The following is a 20,498-nucleotide window of genomic DNA, read 5'->3' on the forward strand; positions in this document are numbered from 1 at the left end:
GGTGGAGTTCGTTGTCAGTCGATGGCCTGGTAGAGCGTGCTCCAGAAGTCGTTCATGGCACGCGGCGAATCCGGGGTGGACAGTCCGACCTGGGTGAGCAGGACTCCGGTGAGCTGATTGGTCCTGTCTGCGTAGGCGGTGGTGCCGGTACCGCCGAACCAGCCGAACTGGCCGATGGGCGCGTAGTCGCCGCGATAGGTGCGCACCGCCATCCCGAAGCCCCAGCCGCCGTTCGACCCCTGGCCGGACGACAGGTGGGCGACGTTGCTGAACATGGCGTCCCGGGCGGCTAGTTGCTCGGGCGAGAGACGGTTGGTGGTCATCAGTTCGACGGCGGCGCGGGACAAGATCCGTTCACTCCCGTGCATCCCGTGGTTCAGCAGCATCTGGAAGTAGGCGTGGTAGTCGTCGGCGGTGGAGACCAGCCCGCCGCCGGCGCCCTGGAACGCGGGAGGCACGCTGGCCCTTCCCCCTGCCGCCTCGTCCCACACGACGAACTCGCCGGTCTGCGGGTCGGGCCCGTACAGGGGCGGCAGTCGGTCGATCTTGTCGGCGGGCGTGTGGAAGGAGGTGTCCTTCATCCCCAGCGGATCAAGGATGCGTTCGCGCAGGAACGTCTCCAACGACTGTCCCGTGACCCTGGAGACAAGCACACCGACTACCTCGTTGCTGAGGTCGTACTGCCACCGCACTCCGGGCTGGTACTGCAGCGGCAGCTCGCCGAGGCGGCGCATCCACTCGTCCGGCTCGGGCGCCGGCCCGGATGCCACGCTGTAGTCGAGACGCTCGAAGGTCGCGGCCCTGATCGGGGAAGCCATCGACTCGAAGTCCACCCCGAGCCCGAACGTGGAGGTCAGCAGGTCCCGTACGGTGATCGGCCGCTGCGCCGACACGGTGTCGTCCAGCGGTCCGTCGGGCCGCTTCAACACCTGCCGGTCAGCGAGTTCGGGCAGCCACTGATCCACCGGGTCGTCCAGCCGCAGCCGACACTCGTCGAGCAGGATCATCGCCGCCGCCATCGTGACCGGTTTGGACGTGGACGCCATCCGGAAGATCGTGTCCCGGCGCATCGGCGCGCCACCGTCATGACGCATCGTCCCGATCGCTTCGACGTGCGTCTGGCCGCCGCGGCTGACCAGGGCGACAAGGCCGGGAATCTTCTTGGACTCGACGTGCCGTGTCAGCACCTCGCGCAGTCGGCGCAGCCCTGCCTCGGAGAAGCCGCTGTTGCTTGTTCCCATGATGAATCTCCTGTTCACAGTGTTGGTTCTCACGGCGGCCCTGGTGGCTGCCTGGCCTTTCGAGAGGCCATGTGAAGAGCCTGCACCCTTGACCCAAGGTCAAGGTCAATCCCTGTCGCGATCAAGGGGTGACCGGCATCGATCGCAGGCGTCCCGGTCCTTTTTGGCAGCAGGGGGATGGGCTGGAACTGGTGCGCGCTATCCTCGCCCCTGTGATCGTCCGGACTTCCCGGCCGTCGCCGACGCGGTTCGCGAGACCGCAGCCGTCCACGATCTGGAGGTGCGCTGAGCCGATGGCAGACGGGCTCACGATCGGTCAGGCGGCGGCGTTCGTTGGTGTCACGATCAAGACCGTGCGGCACTATCACCGGCTCGGCCTGGTCGCCGAGCCGGATCGCGACGGTTCCGGCTACCGCCGATACCGATCGGGCGAGCTGTTCCGGCTGGTCCAGGTCCGGACCCTGGCCGCGGCCGGCGTGCCGCTGGCCGAGATCGGTGACCTGCTCGACGCCGATCCCAAGACGTTCGCCGCCACCCTGGACGATGTCCATCACCAGCTCACCGAACGGATCGAAGACCTGATCGCGCGCCGCGACAGGCTGCACCGGCTCGACCATGGCGACCGGGCCCTGCTGCCCGACCGGGCCTGCGCGGTCTTGGACCGACTCGCCGAACTCGGCTTCAGTCCCGACTACGTGGCTGGTCAACGGGAGGCTCTGGTGCTGGCCCGGGCGCTGGTCCCGGAGATCTTCGACAGCTTCCTGACCCGGCTTGAACATTCGCTTGACGATCCCGAGTCCGTCGAGCTGACCAAGCGCGGTTGGGATGCGAGGGCCTGGGATCCGGACGACCCGCGGATCGAGGAGCTGGCGTCCACGCTGGCCGACAAGCTGCTGACCAACCGCGCGCTGCTGGCGATGCCGACCGGGTTTCGGAACCAGTCCGACGCCGCCTCCCGGTACGGAATGGTCAACCACCACCGGGAGGACCAGTCACCGTCCATCGCCCGGTTGAACACGCTGGTCGAGGCGAACCTGCGCGCAGCCGGCATCGCCGTTCCGAGTCAGTGACGGCCGCCCAGCGGACCCGGCACTGTGGCGAGACGCCCGCCTCATCCCACCGCGTCCGAACCGGGATCTGCCCGGCGGACGGCCGCGCGTACAACGATTGACCTGCACGACCGTCACAGATGACGTCGTATGGCATTCCCTGTACCGGTCCTCTGCCACGGTAAGAAGGGCACCATCCACCAGGCATACCGGGATGGTATGGAGGACCAGCTCGGATCGCTCGGCCTGGTGCTGAACGCCGTGGTGCTGTGGTGCTGTGGACGACGCGGTACATCGACGCCGCCGTCGCCCAGCTCCGCGCGCAAGGCCGCGAGATCAAGGACAAGGGCGTCGCCCGGCTGTCCCCGCTCAAGCACCGCAACCTCAACGTCCTGGGCCGTTACAGCTTCACTGGCTCCCAGCCCGTCGAGGGCCTGCGCCCGCTGCGCGACCCCGGACGCCGCCGAACTTCATGACGAGGACGCCATGGAGGGCTGAGCCGAAGTCAGGCCGTGCGGCTGCGGGGTGGGGCCTGTCGGCCGCGGCCCCGCCGCCGACGTAGAGAAGTTGGGGGCCGCGGCCGTGTTCGCCCCTCACGTGATCTGGATGATGTGCTTGCCGCGGACGCCACCGGCTTCCAGGGCCCGGTGGGCGTCGGCGATCCGGTCGAGAGGGTGGACGGTGTCCACGACGGGGACGATGTCGCCGTTCTCCGCGTAGCGGGTGATCTCGGTCAGCAGCTCGGTGTCGGGGTTGCCGCTGAAGACGCGTATGCGTCTGCTCCCGTGGACGGTCGAGGCGAGGACGGTGGCGAGGCTGGGGAGAAGCCTGTTGAAGTCGAGGGTGACGGCGACCATGCGCCCGCCGGGTGCCAGCAGGCGGCGGAAGCGGGACTGCTGCGTTCCGGCGGTGTCGACGATGACGTCGAAACGGCCCAGCTCGGAGAGGCGAGTCGTACGGTAGTCGAGTGCTTCGTCGGTGCCCAGGCCGCGGACGAAGTCGAGGCTTTTCGCGCCCGCGAGAGCGACGACGTGGGCACCGAAGAGCTTGCCGATCTGCACCGCGACGCTGCCCACGCCTCCGTTGCCCCCGCGCACCAGGAGTCGCTCACCGGGTTTGATGACGGCTTTCTCGCGCAGGGCGGTCACCGCCGTGGCCCCGCCGGCGAGCAGTGAGATGGCCTGCACCGGGGTGAGGTTCTCCGGAGCGGGGGCGATCTGGCGGGGGCGTACGGCGACGTACTCGGCCATGCTGCCCGTCTTGCGCCCCAGCAGCCCCCACACCCGGTCCCCTTCACGTACTCCGGTGACCGACGAACCGACTTCGGCGACCTCCCCGGCGAAGTCGATTCCGCTCGTCTTGGGGAAAGTACGGCCGGTTACCAGGCGCATTTTCCCGGCCCGATCGAGCAGATCGCCACCGTTGACGCTGGCGACGTGCACCCGCACCAGCACCTCGTCGGGCGTAGGGGTCGGCGTCGGCCGTTTGCCTACGTGGAGAACCTCCGGGGGGCCGTATCGGTCGAAGAGGGCTGCGCGCATGTCGCTCATCATCTCGTCCTGTATCGCGTTTCGGAGCTGCGGAGGCGCTGTGTGCGCCCGCTGGTACGCTCACGCTAAGCCTGTAAGTGGACGACATCGTCCGTTTAGCTTGAAGTGAGAAACGTTGCCTGCTCAGCCATCTCACAAGCCGTCCGGGCACGTCGGCGATGTGCCCGGCGATGCAGACCCGGCGGGCTTGCGCGCCGATGCCCGGCGCAACCGGGAACGCATCCTTGAAGCTGCGCGCGAGGTGTTCGCGGCTCAGGGCATTGACGCCCCTATAAGCGCCGTCGCCCGCCGCGCCGGCGTCGGCGTGGCCACCCTCTACCGCCGCTTCCCCACCCGCACTGCGCTTGCCACCGCTGCCTTTACCGAGCAACTCGCCCTGTGTGCAGCAGCCTTCGACGAGGCCCTTACTGACCCTGATCCCGGGCGCGGCCTGTACGCACTCCTGGAGAAAGTGTGCACCACACAGGTGACCGACCGCGGCTTCGCCTCCGTATTCCTGGATCAGTTCCCCGATGCCCTTGATCACGATCACGAACGCGACTGCGCCGCAGAGGGTCTGGCGCGGCTGGTCCAGCGTGCCCGCGAGACCGGACAGCTGCGCGACGACTTCGACCCCGCCGATATCACCCTCCTGCTCCTTGCCAACAGTGGCCTCGCCGGCCAACCGCGAGAAACCGCCCTCGCTGCCTCCCGGCGCCTGCTCGCCTATCTCTTCCAGGCTTTCCAGGCACAGCGCCCTGGCTCTCTCCCACCTCCCGCAGCGATGGAACTGCGCGAAATCCGCCAGCCACCGGGCCGCCTGTGAGCCCGATCAGGCAACGTGCCGAAGGTGAGCATTCCTCACACTTGCACAGGCGCCTCTCACAAATGACCCTTTCCCGGAGCAAGATCGGAAACGGTCGGCGGAAGCGGTCCGGATCGCGGATTCACTGTCACAACTCGGTCTCACTCAAAAGTGGAACCAGGTATGTTCTGGGAAATGTTTGTGACGGCATTCGGGCTCAGGACGGACCCTCAAACCGCACTCACGTCCGAAGCGGACGACGTCGAGCGCCACCCCTGCCCACGCTGTAACGCATCGCCAGGTTCACCCTGCCGCTCGCGCTCCGGCGCGGTCGCCGGCACCTACCACACCGGCCGCTTCACGAAGGTGCCCCGGCTCGCGAAACTCCTGCGCGTGCCCACCCCCGCCGACCTACGACCCCAGCGGGCCGGGCCGTCTGCTGTTCGGGTTCTTCGCGGCGATGGCGGAGACGGAGCGGGAGAACATCCGGGAGTCCACCCTCGAAGGGCTGGACGCCGCAGCCCGCAAGGGAAACCACGGCGGCCGACCCCCGGTCATCACCGACGACATGCTCCACACCGTGCTCCGCCGCCGCGCGAACGGCGAGACCGTCGAGGACATTCAGCCCGACCTACTCATCCCTACCGGTCGCCGCAAGGGACAGAACCCCAGCCTCTCCAGCATCTACCGGGCTCTGGCCGAACATGAGAAAACCCAGGTGTACCCGGAGGCCGTCGAGACCGCGCACGCCGACTTCGCCGCCCTTCAGCAGCGCGACCGCAGCCCCAAGTAGTTACTCAGCGCTACATGTCCCTTCGCCGTAGCTATACGAGAACAGGGCCGCCCCGCTTGCTCTGACCGAGCGTCACTCTGATTACAGAAAGCTACTTGTCACTTCGCCGTAGCTTCGGGAGAACAGAGCCGCCACGGCAAGCGCGGACAGATCATGCAGGCATGCAGGACGGGGCAGGAGGACCGACTCGGGGCGCTCGGCCTGGTCCTCAATGCCGCCGTGCCCTGGACAACCCACTACCTCGACGCCGCCGTCGACCACCTGCGGGCCCTGGCGCCCGGGGAGCGGGAGCATGACGTCCTGGACGAGGACGTGGCCCGGATCTCCCCGCTGAAGCACGCCAACCTCAACTGCCTGGGCCGCTACAGCTTCGCCGCCCGCCCGCCACGCGAGGGCCTGCGCCCACTGCGTGACCCGACGACCGTCCACCTCGACGAGGACGACGAGGGCACCGGCGAATGACGCGGCGTCAGGGCGCTTATCGGGCCGTGATCAATGAGCATCGCAGCTTCCGGGGCGGGTGCCCGTCCGGGGTACGGGGTTCGGCGACCTGCGGCTGCGCCGTGTGGGCGCGAGTGCCCGGAAGCGATGCCGCAGGCAGGCAGCGCCGGGGCCCGAGGGCCCCGGCGCGTGCCCGCCGGGATGGTGTGTCAGACCATGGCGAGCCGGTCCACCAGCAGCTCCACCCTCTGCTCGGTGTCCTCCGGCGGCAGCCGTCCGGCCCGGGTCAGGGTCGCAAGGCCGTGCAGGGACGCCCAGAACACCTCGGTGAACAGTCCCGGGTGGACGCCGTCCCCGGCGACCTCGCCGAGGCTCTCCAACAGCGCGGCGAAAGCGTCCTTGAGGGGTTCCGGGGTGTCCTCCTGCGCGAACGCCAGGCCGCCGTCGAGCTGGAACATGGCGTCGTAGACCGCCGGGTTGCGTGCGGCGAAGTCGAGGTAGGCGCGCGCGAGGGCGGCGACCCGCTCGCGCGGGCTGTTCGCGCTGGAGGCCGCGGCCCGCACCGCCGCGGCCATCTCCGCGGCGCCCTCCAGGGCGACGGAGCCGATGATCTCGCGTTTGCCGCGGAAGTGGCTGTAGAGGACGGGCTGGCTGTATTCGATGCGCTCGGCGAGCCGGCGGGTGGTGACCGCGTCCCAGCCCTGCTGCTCGGCGAGTTCGCGGGCAGTCGCCACGATGAGGCGCTCGCGGACCGCCCGTTCGCGCTGCTTGCGTTCCTGTACCGACATAGCTCGATCCTATCATCGCTAGACATCCGAGCGGCAGTAGTACTAGCGTAGCCTCATCATCTAGCGCCGCTAGATATCAGGAGGGGGCGTCATGCTCAACGCACTTCAGGTCATCACCACCGTGGTCGTCGGCCTGATGGTGGGGGTGGAGTTCTCCGTCGCCTTCGTCATCAACCCGATCCTCAACGCACTCCCCGAGGACAGCGGCCAACTCGGCCGCGCCCACGGGGGCCGGATGCTCGGCGCCGTGATGCCGGTCTGGTACATCACCTCGCTCGTCCTCGCCGCCATCTGGGCCATCGCCCGATGGCACCACCACGGCACCGGCCTCGTCGTCACCGCCGCCGCACTGCTGATCCTCAGCGTGATCATGTCGCTCCTGCTGCTCGTCCCGATCAACAACCGGGGCAAGACGTGGACCCCTGACAACCGGCCCGCCGACTGGAAGGAGCAGATGAACCGCTGGGACCGCTTCCACTACGTCCGCGTCGCCGTCATCATCGCCGCCTTCACCCTGCTGGTCGCCGCCCTCGTCTGAGCCCGCGGGCTCACCCGTCCGGTCGTCAGCCGCAACCGCTCGGCCGTGCGCCGAAGTGCGGCACCGCCACCTCCATCCACATCCAGGACCCGGACACCAACACCCTCGAACTCAGCTGGTATCCGCAGGACGCGGGCCCCAGCGACACCCACTGACCGATAGCGAGAGGACGTACCGAAAATGGCCAAGCTGCAGAGTCTCGACCCGCACACGCCGATGTTCGCGCAGTTCAAGGAGAAGACCGGGCCCATCGTCCTGGCCAACACCTTCGTCGTCCCGAAGGAGAGGACTGAATCGTTCCTGGCCCTCTTTCGCAGGCAGGCCGAGTTCATGAGGGCTCAGCCCGGATTCGTCTCCCTGCAGATGCACAAGGGAACGGCGAACAGTCAGCTCCTGATGAACGTCGCGGTCTGGGAATCGACCGAGGCGCTCGCCACGGCGTTCGGCATCCCGGAGTTCCAGCGCATGGCGGCCGAGTTCCCCGACGACATCGTCTCGTACCCGCACATCTTCGAGCAGATCGACGTATGACACGGCAGCTGCAGCCGGGGGAGGGCAGCCGGAGAAGCCCTGTCCTCCCCCGGGCAGTCACGCATCCACGCACCATGCCGGGTCGCCAAGGCCACCGAGCACCCCACCACGCGTAACCCCGCCCCTGAAAAGGAGTCACTGTGACCGTGGAACTGAATCACACCATCGTCCCCGCCCGTGACCCGCAAGCCTCGGCGCAGTTCCTGGCCGACATCCTCGGCCTGAGTGTCGATCCGTCGGTGGCGCACTTCACGCCGGTCACACTGGCCAACCAGGTCAGCCTGGACTACGACCAGTTGGACAACTTTGAGCCACACCACTACGCGTTCATGGTCAGCGAGCAGGAGTTCGACGCCGCCCTCGCCCGCATCGAGCACGGCGGAATCACCCACTACGGCGATCCCGCATGCCAAGAGATCGGGCAGATCTATCACAGCAAGCGCACCAAAGACCGCAGGGGCATTTACTTCCACGACCCCGACGGACATCTCATGGTGAACCGCCCCGGGCGGCACCGGGTCGTGAGGCCGATGGCAGCCCAGCGGATCATCTTCTAGGGCCTGTCTTCAATCTGTGCGGATCCAGATCTTCAGCGCGGCCAGGGTCACGGCCGCCTGGTAGAACTGGGCGGTCTTGTCATACCTGGTCGCGATCCCGCGCCGCTGCTTGAGGCGGTTTAAAGCACCGCTCGACCACGTTGCGCTGCTTGTAGCGCTCGCGGTCAAAAGCCGCTCGGCCCCGCCGGGCCCGGTTGGCCACCTGGTCGGCCCGCTCGGGAATGGTGTGCCCGATCCCGCGGGCACGCAGGTGCAAACGGATAGCACGAGTGCTGTAGCCCTTGTCGCCCAGCACCTGGTCCGGGCGGGTGCGCGGCCGGCCACCGCCGGAGCCGACGAGCGCGACACCCTCGTGGCGCCCCTCGCCGATCACCGGGCAGTCCTGCTCGAACACCTCGACGACGAGGAGGCCACCCTCCTTCCGCTCGCGGCCGAGCACATCACCGAAAAGGAATGGGCCTCCCTGGGCGACCACCTGGTGGTCAACATGCCCAAGCTCACCCTGCTCACCCTCTTCGGCCTCGTCCTGGAGGACGCGAACCCGGCCGAGCGCGCCACGCTCCTGTCCGCCCTCCCCGCGCCGGTACGCGACATCTGGCACGTCATCGGCCGCCCTCGCTACGCCCGCCACATCAGCCGCGTCCGTGCCGCCTGACCACGCCCCATACGACTCACCAGGCATACCAAGCTCACGAAGACTCTCAAGGAGAAGAACAATGTCGCTGAAGAAGATCAACAGCGTCCTGGCCGCCGCCTTCATCCTCTTCATCCTCTGGTTCGGGGTGGAGTTCATCCTGAGCCCGGAGACGACGGCGCCGGGCTTCGGCCTGCCGAGCTGGCCGTCCGGCGACGGCGGCGGCTTCCTGATCATCAAGGGAATCCGCGACGTCGTCTTGGCCCTGGTCCTGGGCATCCTGCTGGTGACGGGCCACCGCCGGGCGCTGGGCTGGGTGCTGCTGGTGGAGGCCCTCGCCGCGTACGGCGACATGACCACCGTGCTGGCCCACCACGGCTCCGTGGCCACCGCGCTCGGCGTCCACGGCCTGACCGCGACGCTGATGGTGGTCAACGGCCTGCTGATGATGCGCGAGACCCGCGAGGTCGCGGCCGCTCCGGCGACGTCCGCCTCGCAGCCCGCCTGATCCGATCGGTCCAAGGCGGCCCGGACCCCGGTCGGGCCACCTTGGCGCGTGCCGGTATTCGCGTGTCATCGCCTGCCGGGAAAGGCCAAGCAGACGATCTTCTTCCAGTGAGCGACAACCTGACGGCTGAGGCGGCCTGCTGCACCGCAGCGGCCACGGCCACCTGGGCTCGACGCGGCAGCCCGCAAGGGCAAGTATGGCGGCCGGCCACCCGTCATCACGACTTGACGGCCCGCCAGGCATCACCGAAGCGGATCGGGCACCGGGCGAGGTCACAATGGGTGATCGAGAACCGGGTCCACTTCGTCAGGGACACCGCATGCGCCGAGGACGCCTCGAAGATCCGCACCGGGCACGGACCGAAGAACATGGCCACCCTGCGGAACTCGGCGATCAACACCCTCCGCACCGCGGGGCACCGCAGCATCGCCGCCGGCCTGCGCGAGGTCTCCTACGCGCCCTTCACCCGCCCACAGGACCTGCTCGGCGTGGCCTGACCTGCACTCCGTCAAGATCACCCAAATCTTGAATCAGCCCTGGGTCAGAGGCTGGTGGCTGCGTGGACCTGGCTGAGGTGGATGAGGATGTCGTAGGCCCGGGTGATGGCGAGGGTGGGGAGCGGGTCCTTCTTGAAGGACGAGCCGGCCTCGTAGGTGGGGCGGGGGGTGTCCAGCCAGGTGCGGCCCGCGGCGGACAGGGTGCGCAGGTCGAGGTAGTAGTCGCGGTGGTGCACCCGGTCGAGGGTGTACTCCTGCATGTCGGGGGTGGCCGCCGGGACGGTGACCTCGTTCCAGGGGCTGCCGAGGGTGGTCGCGGTGAGGAACGAGCCGCGGCCGAAGGTGAAGCCGATGGCGGCGTAGTCCCGGCCGAGGGCCTCGCGCAGGAAGGCGCCCTGGGTCGTGGGGTACATCACCGGGTCGGTGGCGAGGTAGCCCACGTGGCCGTTGTGCGCCGAGAGCAGCATCTTGTCGCCGGTGCGGCGGTGCCACCAGGCGGTGTTGTCGGCCATGACCCGGTCGCGGAGGTGCTCCGCGGCGGACACCGATGCCGGGTCGGACAGGTCGAGGGAGGTGAACGCGAAGGTCTGGGCGATGCTGCGGGCGTGCTGCTCGGCCCATTCGTAGGCGTCGCCGCCGGCCCCCTTGTGCGCGGTGACCAGGTCGAGCGCCTGCTGGGCGGTGGTGGCGTCGAGGCGACGTTCCGCGACGGGCTTGCGCAGGTAGGCGAAGACGTCGTCGAGGGGGCGCAGACCCGCGTACAGCTCCTCGAGGCGTGCGACGTCCTGGGGGCGGCTCGTACGGACGTACGAGAGCACCCGGTTGAAGACAGCGTCGCCGAGCTTGGGCGCCCCGACGTCGTTGCCCATGAAGTGGACCTTCCGGCCGGGGTGGCGGTCGTTGTAGCGCCGCATCCAGGCGATGAGGCTGACGAACTCCTCGCGCTCCCACGGTGATCCGGTCAGTGTCTCCTTGGCGATCCGCCGGGCGTCGCCGGGGCCGCCCTGCAGGTACTCGTCGATCCGCAGGCCCGCCGTCCAGCTCATCTCCAGTGCGAAGGTGGTGAAGCCCTTCTCCTCGACGAGGTGGCTGAAGACGCGTTGCTTCATGGCGAAGAACTCGTGCGAGCCGTGGGTGGCCTCGCCCAGTCCGACCACCTTGGCGTCGCCGATCATGGTGTCCAGCGCCCGTAGGTCGGTGGTGTTGCCGCCGGGTTCCGTCGAGCGCAGGGGCTGGGCGGCGCGCTCCAGCGCGCGGAGCGCGTCGGCCTGTCGGCCTTTCGTCCCCGTGGGGGCGGGTGTGGTGGTCGCGGCGGAGGCCGCGGGGGCCAGCAGGGCCGTGGCCGCGAGCCCGGCCGTCGCGGCTAGCAGCCTCCGTCGGCCGATCGTTTGGTGATGCGCGGTCATGCTGAACTCCTCGGCTCGTTCTTGTTTCCTGGGCGGTGAAACGATCATGGCCTGGGGTGGGAGCGGGCCGCACTGGGGGCTTCCTCCGTGTTTGACCGGGGGATATCCCCCTTTGCCATCAGTGAGGGCTATCTGGCTGAAGCGGTTCGGGAGCCGGGGGCGCTCAGGTGGGCAGGGACGGGGCGAGGCCCCCGCCGAACAGTTGGAACGCTCGGTCGGCGGCGGCGACGGCCTCCGGGTGGACCTCGTCGGCCGGGCGGCCGGCCTGGACCTGCTCGCCGTTCCGCTCGGCGACCCCGACTTTGAATCAGCCCTGAGTGCCCAGGCCGCCATATGGACGCCCACACCTTCGCCCGCATGGCGGCCTCGGCCAGCGCGTTGGCGGTCACTCTCTCCAGGAACGTGCATCGCTGAACCGGGGGCGCTGGCCCAGGCAATGGTGGGTTGCGCACCCGTGACCGCGCCGATCGCCATCACCGCGCCGTCCGCGTCCTCAGCGAGCAGCGGTTCAGGCTCGGGCGGTTCGGACCAGGACGGCGGCAAGGAATCCGCCGGAAAGGGGTCCGGCGGGCAGGGCAGGGCACGGCCGCCGGGACCGGTTCCAGCGAGAGCGGCAAGGTCGGCAAGTGCCGCACCGACGAGCTGGAGATCACGGCGGCGGACAGCACCATCGGCGGCGACACCGAGGGCACCGTCGTGGTGGAGTTCAAGAACGGCGGCGGCCGGGACTGCGTGCTCTCCGGGTACGCGGGCGTCGACCTGAAGACCAGCGCGGGGTCGCTGTCCGCGGAGCGCACCGGCCGGAGGACGAGGACGCCCGCGCCACCTCCATCGGGCAGATGTCCGTCGGTCAGGGCCAGTACACGCTTGATTTCGGTGGCCTTCTCGTCGGTCCGAAGACCAAGCGCAATCCGGCGACCTCTTGGATGACACCGCTGCCGACGCCGGCCAACGGCCGTGCAATGAAATCCAGCTGCGTTCCGCCTCCGGCCTTCGAGTACAGGTGGCGGTCGGTGAGGTCGTCCAGAGCGTGCCGGATCGCGGTGCGCTGGGGACTCTCGGGCAGGGTAGGGGTGCCGCTGACGAGCAGCGAACCAGGTGACAGGTGACTCGCCGGTAGCTCTGGGAGCTGGGCTGTTGGCATGAACGAGCTTCGGCCCGTGCGCGCCGCGCGATGCTATGCTCCGCCGCGTTGTCCTCAGCGAGACGTGATGGGAGGCGGGACTGTGAACCTTCGACCTGTCACACGTTTCCGCGCCATCAGGAGGATGAGCGCCGCCTGAGCGGAAACGACACTCCGTTTCCGAGGGTAGGTCCATCTTTTGTCTCGCTTGGTCAATCCGACTGACAAGTCGGCATCCACACTTGATCGTTCATTCTGGAAGCTGTTCTCCGCATCGGCCGCCGTCAACTGCGCCGACGGAATCAGCAAGACTTCTCTGCCCTTGCTCGCTGCGTCGCTGACCGGCAATCCAGTACTCATATCCGGCCTCACCGCGTTCGCGTTCCTGCCATGGCTGCTGTTCGGCCTGCCCGGCGGGGCGTTGGTGGACCGACTGGACCGCCGGCGAGCGATGTCGACCGCCACCATCATGCGTGCCGCCCTGCTGGGCGTCCTTGTCCTGCTCACCGTCGCCGGCGGCGGAAGCATCCCGCTGCTCTACGTCATCGCGTTCGCACTCGGCCTCTGCCAAGTGGTGTACGACTCGGCGGTGCGGGCCATCCTGCCCCAGTTCATCGACCGCCAAAACCTTGACAAAGCCAACAGTTGGCTGACCATCGAGGAGACCGTCGGGAGCAGCTTCGTCGGCCCGCCGGTGGGTGCGGCGCTGTTCAGCTGGTCCCGTGTCGTGCCGTTCGTCGGTGGTGCGATCGGCTTCGCGCTCGCGGCGCTCCTCGTGCTCGCCGTCCCCGGTCGGTTCCGGGCCGAGCGCACCGCGCCCACGACCTTGCGCGCGGACATTCGTGAGGGGGTGAGCTGGCTGTGGCGGCACCCAGTGCTGCGGGAATTGACGATCTTCAGTGGGCTGCTCGCCGGGTTCATGGCCATGGCGACGTCGCTCATCGTGCTGTACGGCCTGAACACGCTGCACCTCAGCTCGTGGCTGTACGGCCTCTTGTTCATTCCCATGGGGATCGGCGGTATCGCCGGGTCCGCGGCGGTCGGGCCGCTGGTCTCCCGTCTCGGCCGGCCGCGGGCAATCACCGTCGCCGTGGCGATCCCTCCGGTGATGTGCGTCCTGCTCGGCACGGTGCCGAACCTCTGGGCGGCCGGCGTGTCGTTCTTCGGCATCGCGGTCGGCATCACGATGTGGAACGTGCTGTCGATGTCGCTGCGGCAGGCGATGATTCCCCCCGAACTGCTCGGCCGGGTGCTGAGCGCCCACCGGGTGGTGCTGTGGGGCGGCATCCCGCTGGGCGCCCTGATCGGTGGCACCGTGGCTGACCTGACCAGCGTGCCGACCGCGTTTCTCGTGTCCGGCCTCGCCCAGCTCGCTGTCGTGGTCATGATGTGCCGGTTGGTCAACCGGAGCCGACAGCTGATCGTGGACTCCTACAAGTCCTGATCGGACACGCGCTGCCGGGTCGTCGGGTGCGTCCACCGACTTCCCGGCAGTCGACCGGCCCCTGTCAGGGCTTCGCCCGACTGCCCACAACCGCATGCCGGATGGGAGGTTCGTCGGGACGAGCGGCGGCCTGTCCTGGCCATTGCTCGCACCGATGGACCCGGCTTGAGGGACGGGATGCCGAACATGACCATCGTCGACCCGGAAATCGTCCTTGATCATGGCACCGGTGCGCGGTTGAGCCGGGAGCTGGTCGGGTTCAGCGCCGACGTGCTCGGCGACGTGTACGTCGGTGAGATGGAGGACAGCGCGATCGTGCGGCCGGCTGACGGGCCACTGGCGGTCACGACGGACTCGTTCGTCGTCGACCCGCCGTTCTTCGGCTGCGGAGACATCGGCAAGGTGGCCGTCTGCGGCACCGTCAACGACTGGCGGTGCTCGGCGCCGAGTCGCGGTGTCTGACCCTTGGCGTCATCCTGGAGACCGGTCTGCCGATCGCCAGGTACGCCACCGTCCTGCGGTCGGTCGGCGATGCCGCGCGGGAGGCCGTCGCTGGCGACACCAAGGTGGTGCGGGCCGGCGAAGCCGACCAGATCTACCTCAACACGACGGGCATCGGCGTGTTCCAGCGCCCGCCGCCGCGCATGGCCCCTGTGGCGGCCGGCGACAGCATCCTGCTCACCGGTCCCATCGGCAACCGCACCGTACATCTGCTGTCCGTGCGGGAAGGGCTCGGGTTCGAGCGGGATGTGCTGAGCGACTGCGCTCCGCTGAACGGGCTGATCGACGCCGTGCTGCGGTCGCCGTTCGGCCAGGCGGTGCACTCCATCCGTGACGTCAGCAGGGGTGGGCTCACCGCGGTGCTGCACGAGTACGCACGGGCGACCGGGCTGACGCCGCACCTGAACGAGGAGGCGCTGCCGATCGAGCGCACTAAGGAGCAGATCACGGGCTTCATCAAGGCCGCGGCCGGCTGGTCGTGGTACCGCCTCGAAGCCGAGGCATCGCCGTTCCCCGCCGGTGCTGTGCCTCATCAGGATCGCGTATGAACCAGGCCGACTGGAACACCGACCGGGTCGCCGCGATGATCCAGGCCCGCGAGTGAGACCGCAGTCACCGTCCGCGTCATCGAAGACGAGCTGGGCATCCCCACCGACTCCGCCCACGACCGCAAGCAGCGTGCCCTCCAGCTGCTGAACGAACAGGAACCTCGGACGCGCGCTCTGGGCTGTCGATAACGACCAGACCGTGCCCGCGACGCACACAAACAGGTAGACCCGGCGGGCCGCCGCGCCCGAGAGGCCGCTCGCCGGGCCTCAGCCACCCAGCGGATCGGGCCCCGCCCGAAGAGGACCCCGCGTCCTCGGCAGTCGAAACCCCTGAGAGTGGGGTTCGGCGCGGTGGCGGGCTGTCACAGCAGGGGCGCCAGCCACCCTTCCAGAACGGCTTCCCGGCGACGTGAGCGCAGGACCTCGGTCGGTCGGTTCTCCGCCCACCACTGTGTCAGGGTCGAAGGTGAGGCGCTGCCCCGCACGAAGTGGGAGAGCAGACCGAGCGAGAGGTCGACTTCCCGCTGCGTGTACGCGGTGTCCGCAGCGGAGAGGACCGGCGTCTCGACGCGCTGGTCCTGGGCATGCACCACAACGGTCATCTGCGACGGACTGCCCGGAACCCAGGCGTCGAGGGCCGCCGCGGCGATCGTCGTCACCCGGGTCGCCCATCGGACGGCAGCCGAGCGCACCGGCACGTCGAGGACCTGGAGATCTGTCACATCCTCCCAGCCCCAGACGTGTTGTTCAGGGCCGGTGACTGACAGCTCGGTAGGGGAGAGGAACACCCCAGATCCCTCTTCGGCCGGAGGCGCGCCCAGACACACTCTGCTCTCTTCTATCCAGAACAGGCCGATCACACATCCCGGCCGGCCGGGATCGCCGTTCTGGGGCGATGAGGTTCCCAATTTCAGCTCCGTTCCTCGATCACGGACATGGAAGCGTCCGTCCCCTGGCTGCTGGACCTTGCATCTTTCGCGCCCTGCTGCGATCTGGGGCGCACCGGATATGCGCGCATCATCGGCAGACGACTCCAAGGTGCGATCGACTCTGAATATCAGGGAGCTTCCCGCTCTTGTTGACGGGCACCCGATCATGCCAGGGCGAACTCCGCACGGTGGCAATTCCGGCCACGCAGGGGGAGTGCATCTCGGTGACGACCGCGCCGACCTCACCAGACCGCCAACGGAGGTCAGTGCCCCGGTCTTCAGCGGCCGGACAGTACGTCGACCGGGCCGATGTACGCCTGGGCCGCCTCGTCCGGGAGCCGGACGGCCTGCGCCCAGAAGTAGATCAGCAGGCTGAACGCGGCAATGATCGCCATGTCCCACCACAGGGGAATGACGCCGGTCGCACCGCAGGACACCTTCGACGCCGGTCCTCCGCTGCAGTAGCCGCCCTGCCAGGAGATCAGGCCCAGCCCCACCAGATACACCGGCAGCCACTGGGCGGACCGCCAGTCCAGGTGCGGGGCCCTCGGGTTCAGCCTGAGCAGTGCCGAGCCGCCCAGCAGCAGGTATCCGAGGACGATCGCCAGGCCGAGTCGCCACAGGGTGTCCCAGCCGGCCCAGTAGATGATCAGGTTGGAGACGATGAAGGCGACGGGGGCCCAGAACAGACCGCCGGGCAAACGGTACGGGCGGTGCCGGTCCGGGTCCTGCTTGCGCAGACACCCGAGGGCGAGCGGCGCGCCCGCGTACATCAGCACGCTCGCGGAGGTGACGAAACCGACCAGCTTCTGCCAGGTGGGGAAGGGCAGGAAGACGATGAGCCCGACGAGGAAGGCGAAGAGCAGACTGAACCAGGGAACCCCGCGCGCCGTCGTCCGTTCGAAGACCGCGGGCACATAGCCGTTGCGGGAGAGGCCGTACGACACCCGGGAAGCGGCGGTGGTGTAGATCAGGCCGGTGCCGGTCGGTGAGACGACCGCGTCGATGTAGATCAGCGCGGCGAGCCAGCCGAGCCCGGCGGACAGGGCGAGTCCGGCGAACGGCCCCGCCTTGTCGGCGAAGGTCAGATCGGCCCAGCCGTGGGCGAAGGAGCTCTGTGGCAGGGCCCCGATGAAGACCACCTGGAGCGCCGAGTAGACGAGCGCGCCGATGAGGATCGAGCCGATCACCGCCCGCGGGATGTCCCGTGCCGGGTTGCGGCTCTCCCCCGCCAACTGGTCCGCCTGTTCGAATCCGAGGAGCGCGAAGATGATTCCGCTGGTGCTGACGGCGGAGAGCACGCCCTCGACGCCGAACGGGGCGAAGCCCTGGTAGCCGAAATTGCTTCCGTGGAAGGTGGTCCCCGCCAGGGCGGCGATGGTGAGCAGGGGGATGGCGAGCTTCCACCATGTGGCCACGCTGTTGGTGTGGGCGAGCCAGCGGATGCCGAAGAAGTTGACGAGGACGAAGAAGGCCATGAAGGCGACGGCCAGCCCGTATCCGGCGGCGGTCAGCTGGTTCTTCTCCGTCTGTACCCAGGTGGCGTGGACGCTGAGGTAGTTCAGCGACGCCATGACCTCGATCGGTGCCGTGGCGACGGCCTGGAGCCAGGAGAACCAGCCGAAGGAGGCCCCGGCGACGCTGCCGAAGGCGTAGTGCGGGAAGCGCGCGGTGCCGCCCGAGACCGGGTACATGGCCCCCAGCTCCGCGTGGACGAACGCCAGAACGATGATCGCGAGGGCTCCGATCCCCCAGGAGACGAGAGCGGCCGTCCCGGCCACCTGCGCCGCGAACAGCGCGCCGAACAGCCAGCCGGAGCCGATGATGGACCCCACGGAGGTCCAGATGAGTCCGATCAGGCCGATGTCTCGCCTCAGACCCGGATTCCGGGACAGCTCAGGTGTGGCCGACGTCGGCATCTGACAGGCCACCTCGCTCCGGTTTCGACGGGACGCGCAGCCGTTCCGGCGCGTCCGTCGGCATCCTCTCTCTATCCCGGTACCGGCCCGGCCCGGCCACTCCGGCACGGCGAGAGTTGCTCCGAACGGAGGCGCCGGGAGGCAGAGAGCCACTACGGCACGGCCGGGCCGCCGGTACCTGCGAACAGCGGGCTTCAGCCCCCGGCCGGCGGCACCGCGGGCCCGCCCGCACCACCGTCGCCGTCGGACGGGTGCCGGTGCCGCAGGGCCGCTGGTGCGCACAGCACCAGCGCGACCCCGATCGCCACGAGATGCTCCGTGCCGGCCAGATTGGGCTTGACGGTCACCTCGACGACCATCGCCACGACCACCAGCGCCACGGTGAACCACGCCCCCGTACACACACAGACGCAGACCGCGAGCCCCGTGACCGCCACCGACGGCCCGGTGTCGACGATCCGTGCGTCCGAGGCCGGCAGCCCGAGGAGGCCCTCGGGTCCGATGGCGATGCCGAACCGCGCGTAGAGCGTCCCGGCGAGGGTGCAGACATAGGCGATGACGAGGGTACGCGGCCGGCCCAGGGTGATCTCCGCAACGCCGAACACGACCAGCACCTGCGCCATCGCGCCCCAGACGGGCAGGCTGAGCGCGGGCACGAAGAGCGAGAGCGGGGTACGGAGGAGGGCGAGCCAGAGAGGGTCCTCGGCCCGAACGGAGCCGATGTCCTGGATCAGGCCGTATCCCCAGCTCTGGTCCTGGACGATCTGACAGAGCGCGATGAGACAGACCGAGGCGAGCGTCAGCGGGACGGCCCGCCACCCACGGGTGGCCAGGGCCGTCCGCACCGTCACGTAGAGGGCTCCCCACTCGCGCCGGGCGAACGAGGCAGCCATGTTCAACGGCGAGTCTCCAGACGTCTGCGGTGCAGCCACTTCGGCAGTCCGGGCGCCTCCAGGAAGCCCTCGGCACGGGCGCTGGCGAGAGCGATCCGCGGCAGATCGGTGCTCTGGGCGTACAGCAGGAAGCGGGGCTCCCAGATGGGCCGGTACTTGGCGTTGGCGCGGTAGAGCGACTCGATTTGCCACCACCGGGAGAAGAAGGTCAGCAGCGAGCGCCACAGCCGCAGCACCGGGCCCGCGCCGATCCGGTAGCCGCGTTCGAAGACCGCGCGGAACATCGCGAAGTTCAGCGAGACCTGGGTGATTCCGAGGCCGCCTGCACACTGGATCAGCTCCAGCACCATGAACTCGAACAGGCCGTTGTCCGAGTTCCGGTCACGTCGCATCAGGTCCAGGGAGAGCCCGTCGGCGCCCCAGGGGACGAAACTCAGCAGGGCACGCGGCCGCCCGGCCGTATCACGACAGACCAGCATGATGCAGCGACCATCCTGCGGATCGCCGAGACGGCCCAGCGCCATGGAGAATCCCCGTTCCGTCGCTCCGTCACGCCAGTCGTCGGCCAATTCGATCATCTCGGCCATCTCGTCCGCCGACATGTGCTCGTGACGGCTGACACGGACGGTGTACCCGGCGCGCTCGACACGGTGGTGTGCCTGGCGGACACTCCGTATGGCACGACCTTCCGTAGTGAACTCGCCGACGTCGACAATCGCCTCGTCGCCCAGTTCCAGAGCGTTCAATCCGTGCCGCGCGTAAATGATGCCGCCCTCTTCGCTCGCCCCGATCACAGAGGGTGTCCAGCCGTGCTCACCGGCCTGGGCCAGCCAGCGGTCGATCGCTCCCGGCCACGCCTCCGGGTCGCCGATCGGATCACCGGACGCGAGCGAGACCCCGCCGACCACTCGGTAGGCGACGGCCGACTTGCCCGACGGCGACCAGATGACGCTCTTGTCGCGGCGAAGGGCGAAGTAGCCGAGGGAGTCGCGGTCGCCGTACCGCTCCAGCAGCGCGCGCATCTCTCGCTGGTCCTCGTCGGTCTGCGGATCGACGGCGCGGCGGGATCTGAAGGCCGCGTACAGGACCAACAGGATCAGCGCCGTACTCATCAGGTTGATGAGCACATTGGCCCAGCCGGGGGTGGCGATTCCCTCGAAGCGGATGTCGTCGTAGGCGAGCGAGAACATGCGGAGCACACCGTAGTGCCAGCGCTCCAGGAAGTCTGCGCGCCCGGCGTCCGAGGCGGTGTTACTCACGGTGACCATCGTGGTGGCGAGCAACGACCCCACCACCAGCCCGACCACGCCGACCACCGCGGCCAGTTTCGGGTTGGCGCGGTCGCCCTTCGCGTGGAACTCCCTCCGCCCGGCGAGCATGGCGGCGACGAAGAACGCGGTCAGCAGGACCGCGATCCAGTTCTGGACGTGCTGCCGGTACACCGGCAACTCCAGGGCCAGGGCCGTCAGCACCAGCGTCAGCCCGGCCAGGGCGAGATTGAGGATCCAGGCGGCGCGTTTGCGCCGCCGCATGGTGATCGCCAGAAACACGGAGAGCACACCGGAGAAGAACCCGGCAGTCAGTAGATAGGGCGTGAAGAACTCGTCGTCGTTGTGCCGCCGGATGTCGTTTCCTAAAGACACCCACACAGCGCCGAGGAAGTTGATGAAGGCGACGGCCCGCAGATACCAGACCGCTGAGAGGTATCCGCGCCGTGACCACTCGCTGCGATCCGCACCGGGCTGCGGACTCTGTCGGACGCGCCCCATGCGAGCGACCCTAGGGGCTGCGGGGCCCTCGGAGGCGCTCCGCGGAGTGCGGTGA

At 68.6% G+C, this 20,498-nt stretch carries 20 protein-coding genes and 4 pseudogenes; 15 read left to right on the plus strand and 9 right to left on the minus strand.

Going from position 1 to position 20,498, the window contains the following annotated elements; genetic code table 11:
* Positions 1 to 14: 14 nt before the first annotated feature.
* Positions 15 to 1,241, minus strand: coding sequence for a serine hydrolase (locus OG611_RS26505; RefSeq protein WP_266424756.1), 1,227 nt, complete (start codon positions 1,239 to 1,241; stop codon positions 15 to 17).
* A 128-nt stretch (positions 1,242 to 1,369) separates the two neighbouring features.
* Here OG611_RS26505 and OG611_RS26510 point away from each other — a divergent pair, with 128 nt between their 5' ends.
* Positions 1,370 to 2,311, plus strand: a complete 942-nt coding sequence (locus tag OG611_RS26510; protein ID WP_266424758.1) for a MerR family transcriptional regulator — start codon at positions 1,370 to 1,372, stop codon at positions 2,309 to 2,311.
* 156 nt (positions 2,312 to 2,467) lie between these two features.
* A pseudogene (locus OG611_RS26515) lies at positions 2,468 to 2,766 on the plus strand (Tn3 family transposase); the annotation flags it as partial.
* 117 nt (positions 2,767 to 2,883) lie between these two features.
* Here the strand turns inward: OG611_RS26515 and OG611_RS26520 are convergent.
* Positions 2,884 to 3,840 carry an NAD(P)-dependent alcohol dehydrogenase gene (locus tag OG611_RS26520; protein ID WP_266424761.1) on the minus strand — a complete coding sequence of 319 codons (957 nt, stop codon included), beginning with the start codon at positions 3,838 to 3,840 and terminating at the stop codon, positions 2,884 to 2,886.
* A 160-nt stretch (positions 3,841 to 4,000) separates the two neighbouring features.
* Here OG611_RS26520 and OG611_RS26525 point away from each other — a divergent pair, with 160 nt between their 5' ends.
* The 3 genes and pseudogenes from OG611_RS26525 to OG611_RS26535 form a co-directional block, all read left to right on the plus strand.
* Complete coding sequence (locus OG611_RS26525) at positions 4,001 to 4,645, plus strand: TetR/AcrR family transcriptional regulator (RefSeq protein ID WP_266424764.1); 645 nt, start codon at positions 4,001 to 4,003, stop codon at positions 4,643 to 4,645.
* A 439-nt stretch (positions 4,646 to 5,084) separates the two neighbouring features.
* Positions 5,085 to 5,417 (plus strand): hypothetical protein, encoded by a 333-nt coding sequence (locus OG611_RS26530; RefSeq protein WP_266424767.1) that lies wholly within the window; start codon positions 5,085 to 5,087, stop codon positions 5,415 to 5,417.
* 141 nt (positions 5,418 to 5,558) lie between these two features.
* Positions 5,559 to 5,879 (plus strand): annotated as a pseudogene (locus OG611_RS26535) (Tn3 family transposase); the annotation flags it as partial.
* A 188-nt stretch (positions 5,880 to 6,067) separates the two neighbouring features.
* On the opposite strand, the gene OG611_RS26540 reads toward OG611_RS26535, so the two are convergent.
* Entirely contained in the window at positions 6,068 to 6,646 is a 579-nt protein-coding gene (locus tag OG611_RS26540; RefSeq protein ID WP_266424770.1) for a TetR/AcrR family transcriptional regulator, read from the minus strand.
* Positions 6,647 to 6,737: 91 nt separating this feature from the next.
* On the opposite strand from OG611_RS26540, the gene OG611_RS26545 reads away from it, so the two are divergent.
* The 3 genes from OG611_RS26545 (at position 6,738) to OG611_RS26555 (ending at position 8,272) form a co-directional block, all read left to right on the plus strand.
* Positions 6,738 to 7,184 carry a DUF1772 domain-containing protein gene (locus OG611_RS26545; RefSeq protein ID WP_266424773.1) on the plus strand — a complete coding sequence of 149 codons (447 nt, stop codon included), beginning with the start codon at positions 6,738 to 6,740 and terminating at the stop codon, positions 7,182 to 7,184.
* 180 nt (positions 7,185 to 7,364) lie between these two features.
* A complete protein-coding gene (locus tag OG611_RS26550) occupies positions 7,365 to 7,715 on the plus strand; it encodes an antibiotic biosynthesis monooxygenase (RefSeq protein WP_266424775.1) in 351 nt (116 codons plus the stop codon).
* A 140-nt stretch (positions 7,716 to 7,855) separates the two neighbouring features.
* The gene (locus OG611_RS26555; RefSeq protein ID WP_266424777.1) at positions 7,856 to 8,272 is read left to right on the plus strand and encodes a VOC family protein; all 417 of its coding nucleotides are present in this window, start codon (positions 7,856 to 7,858) and stop codon (positions 8,270 to 8,272) included.
* A 9-nt stretch (positions 8,273 to 8,281) separates the two neighbouring features.
* Here OG611_RS26555 and OG611_RS26560 read toward each other — a convergent pair.
* Positions 8,282 to 8,600 (minus strand): annotated as a pseudogene (locus OG611_RS26560) (transposase); the annotation flags it as partial.
* Between the two features lie 24 nt (positions 8,601 to 8,624).
* On the opposite strand from OG611_RS26560, the gene OG611_RS26565 reads away from it, so the two are divergent.
* The 3 genes from OG611_RS26565 to OG611_RS26575 all read left to right on the plus strand — a co-directional run bounded on the left by OG611_RS26565 (position 8,625) and on the right by OG611_RS26575 (position 9,911).
* Positions 8,625 to 8,927, plus strand: coding sequence for a hypothetical protein (locus tag OG611_RS26565; protein WP_266424780.1), 303 nt, complete (start codon positions 8,625 to 8,627; stop codon positions 8,925 to 8,927).
* Between the two features lie 61 nt (positions 8,928 to 8,988).
* A complete protein-coding gene (locus OG611_RS26570) occupies positions 8,989 to 9,414 on the plus strand; it encodes a DUF4267 domain-containing protein (RefSeq protein ID WP_266424783.1) in 426 nt (141 codons plus the stop codon).
* Between the two features lie 281 nt (positions 9,415 to 9,695).
* Entirely contained in the window at positions 9,696 to 9,911 is a 216-nt protein-coding gene (locus OG611_RS26575; RefSeq protein WP_266424785.1) for a hypothetical protein, read from the plus strand.
* Between the two features lie 44 nt (positions 9,912 to 9,955).
* Here the strand turns inward: OG611_RS26575 and OG611_RS26580 are convergent, their stop codons facing one another.
* Positions 9,956 to 11,317 carry an erythromycin esterase family protein gene (locus OG611_RS26580; RefSeq protein WP_266424787.1) on the minus strand — a complete coding sequence of 454 codons (1,362 nt, stop codon included), beginning with the start codon at positions 11,315 to 11,317 and terminating at the stop codon, positions 9,956 to 9,958.
* Between the two features lie 478 nt (positions 11,318 to 11,795).
* Here OG611_RS26580 and OG611_RS26585 point away from each other — a divergent pair.
* From OG611_RS26585 to OG611_RS26600, 4 genes and pseudogenes are all read left to right on the plus strand, one after another.
* Positions 11,796 to 12,121: pseudogene (locus tag OG611_RS26585) on the plus strand (DUF4232 domain-containing protein); the annotation flags it as partial.
* A gap of 527 nt (positions 12,122 to 12,648) precedes the next feature.
* Complete coding sequence (locus tag OG611_RS26590) at positions 12,649 to 13,884, plus strand: MFS transporter (protein WP_266424789.1); 1,236 nt, start codon at positions 12,649 to 12,651, stop codon at positions 13,882 to 13,884.
* Between the two features lie 186 nt (positions 13,885 to 14,070).
* Positions 14,071 to 14,346, plus strand: coding sequence for a hypothetical protein (locus tag OG611_RS26595; RefSeq protein ID WP_266424792.1), 276 nt, complete (start codon positions 14,071 to 14,073; stop codon positions 14,344 to 14,346).
* Positions 14,319 to 14,933 carry an AIR synthase-related protein gene (locus OG611_RS26600; protein ID WP_266424795.1) on the plus strand — a complete coding sequence of 205 codons (615 nt, stop codon included), beginning with the start codon at positions 14,319 to 14,321 and terminating at the stop codon, positions 14,931 to 14,933. Before OG611_RS26595 ends, OG611_RS26600 begins: the two co-directional genes overlap by 28 nt.
* Positions 14,934 to 15,295: 362 nt before the next feature.
* Here the strand turns inward: OG611_RS26600 and OG611_RS26605 are convergent, their stop codons facing one another.
* The 4 genes from OG611_RS26605 to OG611_RS26620 all read right to left on the minus strand — a co-directional run bounded on the left by OG611_RS26605 (position 15,296) and on the right by OG611_RS26620 (position 20,443).
* Entirely contained in the window at positions 15,296 to 15,655 is a 360-nt protein-coding gene (locus OG611_RS26605) for a hypothetical protein (protein WP_266424798.1), read from the minus strand.
* A 485-nt stretch (positions 15,656 to 16,140) separates the two neighbouring features.
* A complete protein-coding gene (locus OG611_RS26610) occupies positions 16,141 to 17,781 on the minus strand; it encodes an APC family permease (RefSeq protein WP_266424801.1) in 1,641 nt (546 codons plus the stop codon).
* Positions 17,782 to 17,975: 194 nt separating this feature from the next.
* Positions 17,976 to 18,674, minus strand: coding sequence for a hypothetical protein (locus OG611_RS26615; RefSeq protein WP_266424803.1), 699 nt, complete (start codon positions 18,672 to 18,674; stop codon positions 17,976 to 17,978).
* Positions 18,675 to 18,676: 2 nt separating this feature from the next.
* A complete protein-coding gene (locus tag OG611_RS26620; protein ID WP_266424805.1) occupies positions 18,677 to 20,443 on the minus strand; it encodes a phosphatidylglycerol lysyltransferase domain-containing protein in 1,767 nt (588 codons plus the stop codon).
* Between the last annotated feature and the right edge of the window lie 55 nt (positions 20,444 to 20,498).

Origin of the sequence: Streptomyces sp. NBC_01363, assembly GCF_026340595.1 — a bacterium.
In the GTDB taxonomy this organism is placed as follows: Bacteria; Actinomycetota; Actinomycetes; order Streptomycetales; family Streptomycetaceae; genus Streptomyces.

Bases quoted from the DNA above. Each gene is read 5' to 3' on its own strand.
- OG611_RS26505 (WP_266424756.1), bottom strand. From the start codon at position 1,241: ATGGGAACAAGCAACAGCGGCTTCTCCGAGGCAGGGCTGCGCCGACTG.
- OG611_RS26520 (WP_266424761.1), bottom strand. From the start codon at position 3,840: ATGAGCGACATGCGCGCAGCCCTCTTCGACCGATACGGCCCCCCGGAG.
- OG611_RS26530 (WP_266424767.1), top strand. From the start codon at position 5,085: ATGGCGGAGACGGAGCGGGAGAACATCCGGGAGTCCACCCTCGAAGGG.
- OG611_RS26540 (WP_266424770.1), bottom strand. From the start codon at position 6,646: ATGTCGGTACAGGAACGCAAGCAGCGCGAACGGGCGGTCCGCGAGCGC.
- OG611_RS26545 (WP_266424773.1), top strand. From the start codon at position 6,738: ATGCTCAACGCACTTCAGGTCATCACCACCGTGGTCGTCGGCCTGATG.
- OG611_RS26550 (WP_266424775.1), top strand. From the start codon at position 7,365: ATGGCCAAGCTGCAGAGTCTCGACCCGCACACGCCGATGTTCGCGCAG.
- OG611_RS26570 (WP_266424783.1), top strand. From the start codon at position 8,989: ATGTCGCTGAAGAAGATCAACAGCGTCCTGGCCGCCGCCTTCATCCTC.
- OG611_RS26580 (WP_266424787.1), bottom strand. From the start codon at position 11,317: ATGACCGCGCATCACCAAACGATCGGCCGACGGAGGCTGCTAGCCGCG.
- OG611_RS26595 (WP_266424792.1), top strand. From the start codon at position 14,071: ATGACCATCGTCGACCCGGAAATCGTCCTTGATCATGGCACCGGTGCG.
- OG611_RS26610 (WP_266424801.1), bottom strand. From the start codon at position 17,781: ATGCCGACGTCGGCCACACCTGAGCTGTCCCGGAATCCGGGTCTGAGG.
- OG611_RS26615 (WP_266424803.1), bottom strand. From the start codon at position 18,674: ATGGCTGCCTCGTTCGCCCGGCGCGAGTGGGGAGCCCTCTACGTGACG.
- OG611_RS26620 (WP_266424805.1), bottom strand. From the start codon at position 20,443: ATGGGGCGCGTCCGACAGAGTCCGCAGCCCGGTGCGGATCGCAGCGAG.